The sequence below is a fragment of the Streptomyces typhae genome, assembly GCF_009755605.1.
Taxonomy (GTDB): domain Bacteria; phylum Actinomycetota; class Actinomycetes; order Streptomycetales; family Streptomycetaceae; genus Streptomyces; species Streptomyces typhae.
Window position 1 is genome coordinate 228,784 of the sequence record NZ_WPNZ01000009.1, and the last position, 12,851, is coordinate 241,634.

General features: G+C 71.3%; 10 protein-coding genes and 1 pseudogene. 6 read left to right on the plus strand and 5 right to left on the minus strand.

Annotated features, from left to right (window positions below):
* Positions 1–145: 145 nt before the first annotated feature.
* From GPA10_RS18320 to bagB, 3 genes are all read right to left on the minus strand, one after another.
* Positions 146–496 (minus strand): SAV_915 family protein, encoded by a 351-nt coding sequence (locus GPA10_RS18320; protein WP_058850241.1) that lies wholly within the window; start codon positions 494–496, stop codon positions 146–148.
* On the minus strand, positions 496–1,602 hold the full coding sequence (bagC, locus tag GPA10_RS18325) for a bagremycin/ferroverdin biosynthesis 3,4-AHBA synthase BagC/FevH (RefSeq protein ID WP_058850242.1): 1,107 nt from the start codon (positions 1,600–1,602) through the stop codon (positions 496–498). The genes GPA10_RS18320 and bagC overlap by 1 nt, the downstream gene beginning before the upstream one ends.
* A 250-nt stretch (positions 1,603–1,852) precedes the next feature.
* Positions 1,853–2,626 carry a bagremycin/ferroverdin biosynthesis DhnA-type aldolase BagB/FevI gene (gene bagB / locus GPA10_RS18330; protein WP_058850243.1) on the minus strand — a complete coding sequence of 258 codons (774 nt, stop codon included), beginning with the start codon at positions 2,624–2,626 and terminating at the stop codon, positions 1,853–1,855.
* 158 nt (positions 2,627–2,784) lie between these two features.
* On the opposite strand from bagB, the gene bagA reads away from it, so the two are divergent.
* The 6 genes from bagA (at position 2,785) to bagI (ending at position 10,231) form a co-directional block, all read left to right on the plus strand.
* Positions 2,785–4,383 carry a bagremycin/ferroverdin biosynthesis tyrosine ammonia-lyase BagA/FevW gene (gene bagA / locus GPA10_RS18335; RefSeq protein WP_343041054.1) on the plus strand — a complete coding sequence of 533 codons (1,599 nt, stop codon included), beginning with the start codon at positions 2,785–2,787 and terminating at the stop codon, positions 4,381–4,383.
* Positions 4,380–5,717 carry a bagremycin/ferroverdin synthetase BagE/FevW gene (gene bagE, locus GPA10_RS18340; protein ID WP_343041056.1) on the plus strand — a complete coding sequence of 446 codons (1,338 nt, stop codon included), beginning with the start codon at positions 4,380–4,382 and terminating at the stop codon, positions 5,715–5,717. The genes bagA and bagE overlap by 4 nt, the downstream gene beginning before the upstream one ends.
* A gap of 268 nt (positions 5,718–5,985) precedes the next feature.
* Positions 5,986–7,485 (plus strand): bagremycin/ferroverdin biosynthesis FAD-dependent oxygenase BagG/FevA2, encoded by a 1,500-nt coding sequence (gene bagG, locus GPA10_RS18345; protein WP_157166433.1) that lies wholly within the window; start codon positions 5,986–5,988, stop codon positions 7,483–7,485.
* Positions 7,486–7,700: 215 nt separating this feature from the next.
* Positions 7,701–8,081 (plus strand): bagremycin/ferroverdin biosynthesis copper chaperon BagZ/FevE, encoded by a 381-nt coding sequence (bagZ, locus tag GPA10_RS18350; protein WP_157166434.1) that lies wholly within the window; start codon positions 7,701–7,703, stop codon positions 8,079–8,081.
* A 67-nt stretch (positions 8,082–8,148) separates the two neighbouring features.
* Complete coding sequence (gene bagH / locus GPA10_RS18355) at positions 8,149–9,066, plus strand: bagremycin/ferroverdin biosynthesis o-aminophenol oxidase BagH/FevF (protein WP_157166435.1); 918 nt, start codon at positions 8,149–8,151, stop codon at positions 9,064–9,066.
* A gap of 172 nt (positions 9,067–9,238) precedes the next feature.
* Positions 9,239–10,231, plus strand: a complete 993-nt coding sequence (bagI, locus tag GPA10_RS18360) for an AfsR/SARP family transcriptional regulator BagI/FevR (RefSeq protein ID WP_157166436.1) — start codon at positions 9,239–9,241, stop codon at positions 10,229–10,231.
* Between the two features lie 82 nt (positions 10,232–10,313).
* On the opposite strand, the gene bagN is transcribed toward bagI, so the two are convergent.
* The gene (bagN, locus tag GPA10_RS18365) at positions 10,314–11,852 is read right to left on the minus strand and encodes a bagremycin/ferroverdin biosynthesis UbiD family decarboxylase BagN/FevL (RefSeq protein WP_058850247.1); all 1,539 of its coding nucleotides are present in this window, start codon (positions 11,850–11,852) and stop codon (positions 10,314–10,316) included.
* A 422-nt stretch (positions 11,853–12,274) separates the two neighbouring features.
* Positions 12,275–12,832 (minus strand): annotated as a pseudogene (locus GPA10_RS18370) (non-oxidative hydroxyarylic acid decarboxylases subunit B); the annotation flags it as partial.
* Positions 12,833–12,851: the final 19 nt, after the last annotated feature.

A 12,851-nucleotide genomic window follows, 5' to 3' on the forward strand; every position in this document is an offset into this window, starting at 1 on the left:
ACATCCCGCCGTCCGCGTCGAGTTCACCGGAGGCTTCAGCTCCCTTCAGCGGCCTCCGCCCTCTTGCCGGCCTCGGTCCTCTTGCCGGCCTCGGTCCTCTCGGCGGCCTCAGTCCTCGTCGCGCGCCTCGGCTCCCGCAGTCGCCTCACCACACCTCGTCCGGTACCCATTGCGCCTGACGTTCCCCCGCGGTCATCAGCGGGCCGTAGTCGAGTACGTCAGCCGTCGGCATCTGCGGGCCGACGTACACCGGGTCGAGCCTGACGTCCACGATGCCCAGCGGGCGCAGCAGCGCCAGCAGGGCCGGCCTTGACAGCCTCGTCCACCGCTGGGTCTCGCCGAGCGCCGCGCGCAGGCGTTCCTCGTCCGTGAAGGCGAGGCCCACGCGCGGCTCCCCGGCACCCGGCCGTGCCGTGCGGACGGCGAACGCACCGGCCGCGTTGGTCTGTACGGGGACGCAGAGGAGTCCGTCGTCCGCCGGGCCTGACCCGCCCACTACGTCTCGAGGCAGAACTCGGCCAGCGGATAGCCGACGTGCCGGTCCTCGGTCGGCAGATATCCGAGCACCTTGTCGCCGGGCTTGAGTTCGGTGCTGTTGAGGACCTTGGCGCCCGGACCGAGGACCCGTACGTGCCAGTCGTCCTGGAGGATCAGGTTGGCCTCGCGGCCGTCGGCGGCGACGGCGTTCACCGAGATCAGCGGGCGGGTCTCGATCTTGACGCGGCCCACGGTGACGAGCCGGGTGCGGCCCTCCGTGTCGACGGCCACGATCTTGCTGCCCGCCTTCAGCTCGCTGAGGTAGTTGGTGCGGCCGTTCTGGGACATCGTGTACGAGTGGATGGCGCCCGCGTTCACGCGGAACGGCCGGGTGGGCATGTACGGCAGCGGGTGCGTCTCGCTGACGCACAGCACCATGCCCTTGGAGTGCGAGCCGACCAGGATGCCCTCGTCCTTGCGGAAGTAGGTGCAGGTGTCGACGCAGGCGCGCTCGCCCATGCCGACGTGCTCGGTGGAGACGACCTCCAGTTCCACCAGGCCCAGGTCCGGGGTCTCGGCCTCCACCACGGTCTTGAGGGCCGCCGCGTCACCGACCTTGCGCGGCGCCATCATGACTCCGTCGGAGCCGAGTTCGAGCACGCCGAAGATGATCTCGGCCTCCTCGACGTCCGCGGCCACCGTGATCAGGCTGCCGGGGGAGCCCGTGGACGCCGCGATCACGATCTCCAGCGGGATCTTGGTGGGGTCGCGGAAGAGCAGCAGGCTCCACCGCTCCGTACGGGCCGACTGGCAGGCGTCCTCCAGGGTCGGCGCGTCGATGATCTCCACGAACCGGCCGAACTCGATGTCGGGGTGGGCGATCGCCAGCTCGGCGGGGGTCACGCCGTGGAACGCCGGGTCGACGATGACCACGTTCGCCTCGCCGAAGTCCTCGGGCAGCGCCCGTCCGCGCGGGAACAGCACTTTCTTGACCGTCGGGGGCAGGCCCGCGAGGTCCGCCGGGTCCGCGGCGACGATGCCGTCGAGCCGGTAGTGCAGGGCCTCCTGGACGATGGCGTCCTTGGCCTCGCCGAGGTCCCGGATGTCCAGCCAGCTGAGCTTCATGAGGTCAGGGCTCCTAAGTTTCCGTGCGTTCAGGGGTTCGCGTGCGTTCAGGGGTTCGCGTGCGTTCAGGGATTCGAGTGCGTTCAGGAGTTCGCGTGCGTTCAGGGATTCGTGCGTGAGTGGGTGCCGCGCCGCGCGGTGAGCGGGGGCAGGCTGCGCGAGCCGGCCGGGCACCGCGCCCGGTGACGTGGTCACGTACCGGCGGACGTGGCGGACATGGTCGTACGCGTCACTCGCCATGAGTCAGGCGTCACACGCCGTGGATGAGGTCGGCCAGCTTCCCCGCCATCGCTCCGGGATCCGGCGCCTCGAACACGTTGCGGCCCATGGCCACGCCCGCGACCCCCGAGTTCAGCGCCTCGGCGACATGGGCGAGCACCTGGCCCTCGTCGTCGTTGCGCGGCCCGCCGACCGTGACGACGGGGACCGGCGCGCAGGCCACGATCTCCTTCATCTCCGCGACCGAGCCGACGTAGGGGGTCTTCACCAGGTCGGCCCCGAGGTCGGCGGCGACCGTCACCGCGTGCTGGACGAGGGCCGGGTCGCGCGGGTTGCTGATCCTCGGTCCGCGCGGGTACATCATCGCGAGGAGTGGGACGTTCCAGCGGTCGCAGGCCTCGGCGACGGCGGCCAGGTCGGCAATCTGCCGCTGCTCGCCGTCCGAGCCCAGGTTGACGTGGACGCTCACCGCGTCGGCACCGAGGCGCAGGCTCTCCTCGACGCCGGCGACCAGATACTTGGCGTCGGGGTCGGGGGCGAGCACGGTGCTCGCGCTCAGATGGACGATGAGCGAGGTGGCGCTGAACCACTCCGGGTCGACGTGCCTGAGGGCGCCCTTGTGCAGCACGATCGCGTCCACCCTGTTGGTGGCGAGCCGCCCCACCAGCGCGTCGATGCCCGTGCCGCCGGTGACCGGTCCCTGGGTCACCGAATGGTCGAGCGGCACGATCAGCAGCCGTTCGGAATCGTTTCGGTAGAGGCGTCGCAGGCGGAGTCGCCTGCCGAACGCACCATTGGAGATCATGGGGTTTCCGCTCCCTCCGTGCCTTTCCTGGGGCAACTCTGGGCCGGGCGCGCATTTTTGCTGTCTCGTCCGGATATCAGGCGTGCGCGAGAAGGGATATCGGTGGGAAACACCGGCTCTCAAGACTCTTGAGCAACCGGCGAGAAAGGTGTCCACCAGTGACCACCACCACCATTGACGGGCATGAACTGACCATCGGCGAAGTCATGGCCGCGGCGTCCCGTACGGGGTCGGAATTCGCGATCTCCGAGGACGCCCTGAAGGCGATGCACGCCTCCCGGAACCTCAAGCTGGAGATCCTGCTGACCGGCAAGCCCATCTACGGGGTGACCACCGGCTTCGGCGACAGTGTCATCCGGCAGATCTCGCCGGAGAAGACCGCACGGCTGCAGAGCGAGCTGATCCGCTACCACCTGAACGGGACCGGGCCGCTGGCCTCCGACGAGATCGTGCGCGCCACTCTGCTGATCCGCGCCAACTGCCTCGCCCGGGGCAACTCCGGCGTCAGCACCCCGGTCGTGGAGCGGCTCCTCGACTTCCTCCAGCACGACATCCTGCCGACCATTCCCGAGCGCGGCTCGGTCGGCGCGAGCGGGGACCTCGTACCGCTCTGCTATCTCGCGTACGCGCTGACGGGCGAGGGCAAGGTGCGCCACCGCGGCGAGGTGCGCGACGCCGCGGACGTGTTCGCCGAGCTGGGCCTCGAACCCGTACAGCTGGAGTCCAAGGACGGGCTCGCGCTGATCAACGGCACGTCGTTCAGTTCCGCGATCGCCTCCCTGAACACCGAGGAGGCAGCGCAGCTGGCCGAGGTCGCCGACATCTGCACCGCGCTCGCCAGCGAGGGCATGCTCGGCAACCGCGGGCACTACGCGCCGTTCATCCACGACGAGAAGCCGCACGACGGGCAGCGCGCGAGCGCCGGGTTCATCCACGACCTGCTCGACGGGTCGGCCCTGTCCATGACCCACGACCAGGTCGTCGACCTCAACGACCCGCTGGACGGCCGGCACTTCCAGAAGCTCACCCGCTCCATCCAGGACCGCTACTCGCTGCGCTGCGCGCCGCACGTCACGGGCGTCCTGCGGGACCTGCTCGACTGGACCCGCAAGTGGCTGACCGTGGAGATCAACTCCTCCAGCGACAACCCGCTGTTCGACCCGTCCACGGGCCGGGTGTACAGCGGCGGCAACTTCTACGGCGGCCATGTCGTCACCGCCATGGACTCGCTGAAGACGGCCGTCGCGGGCATCGCCGACCTGCTCGACCGGCAGCTCGCGCTGCTCGTGGACGAGAAGTTCAACAACGGCCTGACCCCGAACCTGATCGCCCCGGTGGCCGACGACGACACCGAGGCCGGGCTCCAGCACGGGTTCAAGGGCATGCAGATCGCGTGCTCGGCGCTCACCGCGGAGGCGCTCAAGAGCGCGGGCCCCGTCAGTACGTTCTCGCGCTCGACGGAGGCGCACAACCAGGACAAGGTCAGCATGGCCCCGATCGCGGCGCGCGACGCCCGTACCATCATCGAGCTGACCCGTGAGGTCGCGGCCATCCACCTCATCGCCGCCTGCCAGGCCGTCGAGCTGCGCGGCCTCGACGAGATGAGCCCGCGCACCCGGGCCGTGCACGACGTCGTCCGGGCGAAGGTGCCCTTCGCCGCCAAGGACCGGCAGATGGACGGGGACATCGCCGCCGTCGTCGCCCTGATCTCCTCGGGTGCGATCACCGAGGCCGCCCGGACGGAGGCCCTGGTGTGACCGTGTCCGTCGACACCGCGGTGAACGGCGACGCGCACACCGCGAGGACCCGCAGCGCCCTGCCCGCCCTCGGCGACTGGACCACCTTCGACGGACTGCGGGCTCTCCAGGAGGACCGGGTCGGGCCCATGCTCCGCGGGGCCGCGAACTCACCGTTCTACGCGGCCCGCCTGGACGGCGCGCGGGGCCTCGGCGACGTCGGGCTCACCAGCAAGGCGGACCTGCGCGCCAGCTACCCGTTCGGGATGCTCGGGGTGCCCAAGGAGCGGCTGGCGACCTATCACGAGTCCAGCGGCAGCACGGGCAATCCGACCCCCGCGTACTTCACGGAGGCGGAGTGGACGGACCTCGCCGACCGGTTCGTGCGCAAGACCGTGGGGATCGGGCCCGAGGACACCATGCTCGTGCGCATCCCCTACGGGCTCGTCCTCGCCGGGCACATGGCCCACTGGGCCGCCATGCGCAGCGGCGCGACCGTCGTCCCCGGCGACTGCCGTTCCCTCGCGGTGCCCTATCCGCGGGTGGTGCGGGTCCTGCGCGACCTGGAGGTGACGCTGACCTGGTCGACGCCGAGCGAGAGCCTGCTCTGGGTCGCCGCGGCGCGGGCCGCGGGCCACGGCGCGAACCCCTTCCCCGCGCTGCGGGCGCTGTACGTGGCGGGGGAGCCGCTCAGCGGGGCGCGCCGCCGCCGCATCGAGGAGATCATCGGGGCCCCGGTCATCGAGGAGTACGGCTGCACCGAGGTCGGCCCGCTGGGCAGCGACTGCGTGCACGGCCGGATGCACTTCTGGGCGGACCGGGTGCTGCCGGAGGTGTACGACCCGCAGACCGGGGAGCTCGCCCCCGAGGGCACCGGGCAGCTCGTCATCACCCCGCTGTACCGCGAGGCGATGCCGCTCCTGCGCTACAACCTGGAAGACCTGGTGGAGCTGCGGTACGACGACTGCCCGTGCGGCTGGAAACTGCCGACGGTACGGGTGCTCGGGCGGCTCGGACAGGGCTACACGGTCGACGCCAAGCGCCTCGGGCAGGTCCAGGTGGAGGAGCTCGTCTACCGCCTCCCGGCGGCGTACGGCGTGCTGTTCTGGCGGGCCAGGGCCGAGCACGAGCGGCTCGTCGTGCAGATCGAGGTACCCGGCGGGGGCGGCGGCAAGGCCGCGGCGCTGCTCGCCGAGATGATCGCGGGAGAGCTGGGGGTGCGCTGCGAGGTCGGCGTGGTCCCCGAGGGCACGCTCGTGCCCAGCGGCCTGCTGTCCCGGCGTCTGGACGCGATGAAGCCGCGCAGGCTGTTCGGTCCCGACGAGGACTGGGACAACGCCGTCGTCCGGGGCTGACGCCCGGTGACCGTGACCAACAGCCCGGCCGTACGGGAGTGCCCAGCGCGGGCCGCCCGCCGCGGCCGTACGGCGACGCCCTCTTCCGCCCCGTTGGGAGGCGTCGTCCCGAGGGGCGGCCGCCGGGTCCGGAACCCCGGCGGTCGCCCCCGCTCCGGTTGCTCCCGCTCCGCTTGACGCCTCAAACGAGGGATGTCGCCGGTGTGCCCGCGGTTGGCAGAGTCCGCAGCGTCTGGGCACACAGGTTCGGGGCCGGGGAGGACTGAGGATGACGACGAGCGAGGGCATCGCGCGCCCGGTGGCGGCAGACTCGTCCCGCGCACCGGGGCCGGCCCCCACCGGCCCTACAGCACCGCCCGGCCCTTCGGGCCTCGCCGCACCGTCCGGCCCTTCGGGCCTCGCCGCACCGTCCGGCCCTTCGGGCCTCGCCGGGCTGCTCAGAGGGCGTGGGCTGCGGCGCGGGCAGGACGACTTCGCGGTGGAGCTCGACGGGTTCAACCTGATCACCGAGCACGACCCGGACCTGATCGCGGTCGTCGCCGACGCCGCTGACGTGCGCGCCGCCGTGGCGTACGCCGCCGCCCGTGAGCTGCCGATCGCCGTCCAGGCCACCGGCCACGGCCCCTCCAACCCCGCCGACCGCGGGCTGCTGATCAGCACCCGCAAGCTGCGGGGCGTGACGATCGACCCGCTCGCGCGGTCGGCGCGGGCGGAGGGCGGCGTCCAGTGGTACGAGGTGGTGCAGGCGGCAGCCGAGTACGGCCTCGCCCCGCTCAGCGGATCGTCGCCGCTCACCGGCGTCACCGGCTACACGCTCGGCGGCGGCCTCGGCCTGCTGGCACGCAGATACGGCTACGCGGCGGACCTCGTGACCGCCGTCGAGGTCGTCACCGCCGACGGGCGGGCGCACCGGGCCACCGCGGACCGCGACACCGACCTGTTCTGGGCGCTGCGCGGCGGCACCGGCAACTTCGGCGTGGTGACCGCCCTGGAGTTCGGCCTCGTACCGGTGGCGCGGCTCTACGGCGGCGGTCTCTTCTTCCCGGGCGACGCTGCGGCGGACGTGCTGCACGCCTGGCGCGTCTGGACCGGGTCCGTGCCGGACGAACTGACCTCGTCGTTCGCGCTGTTGCGGCTGCCGGACATCGAGGCGGTCCCCGACTTCCTGCGCGGCCGGCTCACCGCGCACATCCGGATCGCCCACCTGGGTTCCGCCGACTCCGGGGCCGACCTGGTCGCGCCGCTGCGCGCGGCGGCGCCACTCGTCGTCGACACCCTCGCCGAGATCCCGTACACCCGCTCCGGCGAGATCCACACCGACCCGATCGAGCCGATGCCGTACCACGCGCGGTCGTTGATGCTCCGCGAGCTCGACGAGACGGCGGCGGACGGGCTGCTCGCGCTCGCGGGGCCCGGCGCCGACTGTATCGACCTGGTGGTGGAGCTAAGGCAGTTGGGCGGCGCGCTGGGCCGTCCCGCGCCGGTGCCGAACGCGGTCGACCACCGGGACGCCGCGTTCGCCCTGTCGACGGTGTCGCTGCCGGACGGCAGGCCGCCGCTGGTGGTCGACGGCATGGCGCCCTGGGGCACGGGCCGCAGGCTGCTCAACCTCCTCGCCAGCCCCGACACCGCGCACCTGGCGAGGACCGGCTACGAGCCCGCCACCTACGCCCGGCTCGCCGACGTCAAGGCCCGGGTCGACCCGAAGAATCTGTTCCGCTTCAACCACAATATTCCGCCACTCGCCCAGCCCGCCCGACCGCTGTGAATGCGGTGTGGACGGCTCGTGACGAGCAGCGCGCACACGACCGCGCACAGAGCTCTGAGCAGGTGCGACGGCCTTGATCCCGGCAATGTTCCGCGGCGCGGGCGGAGCGCTGGTAAAGCCGCGCGGTACCCGCGATATCCCGTCGATACGCCCCGCTCGCAAGCTAAGCGGGAGCCTTCGGCGACCCCTTGGTCGATGAGTACAGGAGGACGACAGTGAAACGACGCAACGTGGTGAAGGGCGTGGCCGGCGGAGTCGCCGCCGCCGCGGTCCCCTTCGGCATCATCGAGGCGGGCAGGGACCGGTTCGGCGCGCAGGACGGCGCCGGCGACAGCGCGGACGCCCAGGCGGCCGCGGCACCCGGGGGCCCGTACTCCGAGACGTACAAAGGCCGCACGATCACCGTGTCCGACGCCGACGACACGGTGCACATAGACGGCAAGCAGCTGCACCTCATGAAGATGGGCGAAGGCGCCTATCTGAGCGCGATGTGCCACTACCGCATGGCTCCCACCCCGCTGGCCGCGGGGCGGCAGGCGGTCGACGAGCTGCGCGGCGCCAATCTGCTGCCGGGGGGCGGCAGCCACCACGCCTGAACCGGGCCGCGTGCCCGCGCAGGCCACCACCGAGAGATCCGCGAGAACCGCAGGAGGGGAAGACCCCATGGTCCATGTGCGGAAGAACCACCTCGACATGTCCGCCACTGAGAAAAGACGATTCGTCCGCGCGCTGCGCAAGGTCAAGGAAGTCGGGATCTACGACGAGCTCGTCGGGATACACATCCGGATCAACTCGGGCGACTACCTGGACAAGGACAAGGGCAAGCGCTGGGGCCACATGAGCCCGGGACTCTTCCCCTGGCACCGGCAGTACCTGCTGCTCCTGGAGCGGGCGATGCAGCGTTTCGACCCCACCGTCACGCTGCCGTACTGGGACTGGACCAAGGACCAGAGCCAGGACTCGCCGCTGTGGGGCGACGACTTCATGGGCGGCAACGGGCGCCCCGGCGACCGCCAGGTCATGACCGGGCCCTTCGCCCGCGTCAACGGCTGGAAGCTCAACATCAGCGTCGTCCCGGTCGGTGACGAGCACCCCGCGTTCAACGGCCACTACACCGCGGACGACCGGGACTTCCTCGTACGCGACATGGGCACCGTGAATCCGAATCTGCCGACGGTCAAGGAACTGGAGGACACCCTCGCGCTCACCACCTACGACACTCCGCCTTTCAACTACACCTCCGGTTACGGCAGTGAGCCGCAATCCCTGCGCAATCACCTGGAGGGCTACGCGAAGTTCCCGCACGAGGCGGAACTCGGCAAGCTGCACGGCGCGGGACACACCTGGGTGGGCGGCCACATGCTGTACATAGGCTCGCCGAACGACCCCATCTTCTTCCTGCACCACTGTTTCATCGACAAGCTCTGGACGATCTGGCAGGAGACGCACCCCGACGTCCCGCAGTACCTGCCCGTCGAGAAGCACCCGGAGGTGCCGTCACTGCACACCAAGCTCGCCCCCTGGTACACCATGTCTCCCGCTGACCTGCTGAACCACAAGAAGTTCTACCGCTACGCCTGACCAACCCGTAGCGCAGCAGCAAATGGCGGCCGCGGTTTGCTTTTCGGCAGCCGTTCCGTGACGCCGATATAGTTTCCCGACGACTTCAGGACCGGTGGGAAGCTATATCGGCATTACCGACGTGCTCGTCCTTGCGCTTTTCCTTGAGTGGTTCAACGGGGGTTAATCAGAAATGCGTAATGACTATGCCTTCCGGATCTTGGGTCCGCTCGTCGTCATGAACGGCGACGAGCGGATCGAGATCAGTGGGATCCGGAGGCAGAAACTACTGGCAACGCTGCTCCTACAAGTGCAACAAGTCGTCAGTCTCGACCGTCTCGTCGACGCGATCTGGGACGACGAACCACCCGCGTCCGCCCACGGGCAGGTGCGGATCTGCGTGTCCGGTCTGCGCCGTCTGCTGCGGACCCACGAACGCGAAAGCGTCATAGAGACCCGGCCCTCCGGCTACCGCATCCGTGTGCTCGACGACGACGCCCTCGACCTCTTCAAGTTCGAGAAGCTGGTCGCGCGGGCGCGGGCCATGCTGCGGGACGACCATCTGGAAGCCGCCGAGGTGCTGTTCAAGGAGGCCCTGGAGCTGTGGCGGGGCCCGGTCGCGGCCGGCCTCGACAGCAGGGCGCTCGCCTCGCTGGCCGTGAAGCACAACGAGGACCGCCTCACGGTGAGCGAGGAGTACTTCGAAGTGGCGCTGAAGCTGGGCAGGCACCGGCAGATCATCGGTGACCTGACGGGCTTCGTCGCCGAGAACCCGTTCCGGGAACGCGCCTGTGCCCAGCTGATGCTGGCGCTGTGCCACTCGGGCCGCCAGGCCGACGCCCTGGAGACCTTCCGCCACCTCAGGCGGCGCTTCTCCGAGGACCTCGGCATAGAGCCCGCGCAGGACCTGCACGCCCTGCACCAGTCGATACTGGTCGGTGAGCTGACCTCGCTGACCCCGGTGCCCCGCGACATCCCCGCGCCGCGCCCCGCCCGCCGCCCTTCGGGGCTGCGGGGCCGCACGGCGAGGCTCGCCCTCGTCGAACCGGCCAGGCCCGCGGCGGTCAGGGCGGACTCGGTGGAGCAACTGCGGCTAGAGAACGATCTGTTGCGCATCGAGCGTGACACCCTCCGCCAGGTGATGCTGTTATGGCTGAACTCCGAGGAGGAGAGCCCCGGGGCCTGACTGACACAGGCCTCCGGCGCAGGCCGGCGCGACGGACTCGTCGCGCCGGCCTGTCCCCCGTTCCCTCGCCGTCGCCTCCCGGTCAGTCGTCCCCGTGGTCCCGGTCCCAGTGGTCGAGAACCAGTCGTCGGACGTGTTCCGGGTAGGCCTGGGCGAAGGAGCTGTGCGGCAGCCGGCTGCCGTCCGGGACGGGCTGGAGCCCGTCGTGGAAGACGATGGGCCCGTACTGCGCGGCGCGTTCCTGCGGGGTGTAGCAGTTCAGCAGGGGGTGGACGAAGCCTTCCCAGGCCTCGGCCTTGTCCAGCGGGTGGATGCGGGTGGCGAGCGCCCACAGCAGGTCGGTGTCGTCGGCCGGGTCGATGTCGTCGTCGAGGACGAAGGTGGCCGCGGTGGCCCGTCCCGAGTGGGAGTCCGAGAGGACCTGGCCGATGCGGTGCGTGAACTCGGCCGAGTCGACACCGGGAAGCCGCTCCCGCCAGTCCTGCGGGACGGTGACCACCATCCAGTGCGCCGCCGCGCGCAGCGGCGACCAGGCCGTCGTGATGGGCAGCCCGGCGGCGCGCAGCTCCGCGAGCACCTCGGCGGCCTGTCCGACGCCGGTCACGGTGTGGAACTCGTCCACGGGGCGGCCCTCGGCGACGATCGGCCAGATCGGGTCGTCCCGGTGGGTGATGGCCTCGACCGAGTACACCGGCTGCATCGAGGTGCGGGTGGTGGCGTAGCCCGCGAACTCGCCGAAGGGGCCCTCCTCGGCGTCGCGGCTGATCGACAGGTGCCCCTCGATGACGATCTCCGCGTCCGCCGGCACCTCCAGGTCGACGGTCTCGCACGGCACGACCTCGACCGGCTCCCCGTACAGCGCCCCGATGTATCCGGCCTCGTCCATGCCCGGCGGCAGCGGGATGCCCCCGACGAACGGGACGGCCGGGTCGCCGCCCTGCACCAGGGCGTACGGCATGGGCTCGCCGCGCTCGACCCACTCCTGCCAGATCATCCCGATGTGCTGGGCGGGTATCACCAGGCCCGTCATGTGCTTGCCGTCGACCATCATGATCCGGGCGATGGACCAGTTGGTCCACCGGCCGTCCGGGGTCTTCGCGACGATGATCCCCCACGTGTTGGGGTAGCGCCCGCCGTCGAAGTCGTGCACCCGCGGCACCGGGAAGCGGTCCAGGGTGGCGTCGTCGCCGAGCAGCACGTTCTGCTTGCAGGCGGCCTCGGCACGGCCGACGGTCTTGGGCGGTACGGGGGCCGCGTCGCGGGCCCGCGCCAGGTGCTCGACCAGTTCGGCGGCGGTCGTCCCGGCGGGCAGCCCCACCGAAAGGGCGACCCGCGCCAGCGGCCTGCCCGGCGCGGCGCTCAGCCCGGCGGGTGCGCCGAGCAGCCGGAACCCGGGCGCGACCCCCGGAACGTTCTCGAACAGCGGCGCGGGCGACTGCCGTTCGTAGGACAGCCGGGTGAAGGCCGCGGCCTCCAGGTCGGCGCTCACGGGCCGCCGGACGCGCCGGAGGTCGCCGAGGGCGTCCAGGGCGTCCAGATAGCTCCGCAGGTCCTTGTAGTGGTGCGGCCCGCTCGGGCCGCCGGGGCCGAGCACATCGGGTCCGGTCGTCGGAGAGGTCATGAACGGACGCTCCTTTGGTCCAGGCCGTGCTGGTGTTCCGGGGAAGAGGGAGAGGCTGGGGAAGAGGAAGGCGAAGAGGAAGGCGAAGTGGCGCGAGGTACGGAAGTGATCGGTGAGACCGCCGACACCGGGGCGACCGAGGACACCGGGGCGGCCGACGGCAGCGGGGCGGCCGAGGACACCGGGGCGACCGATGGCAGCGGGGCGGCAGAGGACACCGGGGCGGCCGAGGACACCGGGGCGGCCGACGGCAGCGGGGCGGCCGAGGACACCGGGGCGGCCGACGGCAGCGGGGCGACCGAGGACACCGGGGTGACCGACGGCGCCGGAGCGACCGACGGCAGCGGCGGCACGGCGGCCACCGGCGCCACAGGCCCCGCGGGCCCGCCCGGCGCACCGCCGGGCACCCCCGCCCCGCGCGGCAGCCCCTCCCAGCGCCGCGCCCCCGCGACATCGATCCCGAACTGGTCGAGGACCCGGGCCACGATGTGGTCGACGATGTCGTCCACCGAGGCGGGGTGGTTGTAGAAGGCGGGCATGGGCGGCACGATCGCGGCGCCCATGCGGGCGAGCGCGAGCATGTTCTCCAGGTGGATCTCGCTGAGCGGAGTCTCGCGCGGTACGAGGACGAGGCGGCGGCGCTCCTTCAGCGTGACGTCCGCCGCGCGGGCCACGAGCCCCTCCGCGTACCCCGTGCGGATACCGGCGAGCGTCTTCATGCTGCACGGCACGATCACCATGCCGTCGGCGCGGAAGGAGCCCGAGGAGATCGACGCCCCCTGGTCGCCGGGGGAGTGGCAGACGTCCGCGAGCGCGGCCACCTCGCGCGCGCTCAGCCCCGTCTCCAGCTCCACCGTGGCGCGGGCCCAGCGGGTGAGTACCAGATGCGTCTCCACGTCGGGGTGCCCGCGCAACTCGGTGAGCAGCCTGACGCCCAGAATCGCGCCGGTGGCGCCGGTCATGCCCACGATCAGCCGCATCAAGGTCCCCCAACCTTCC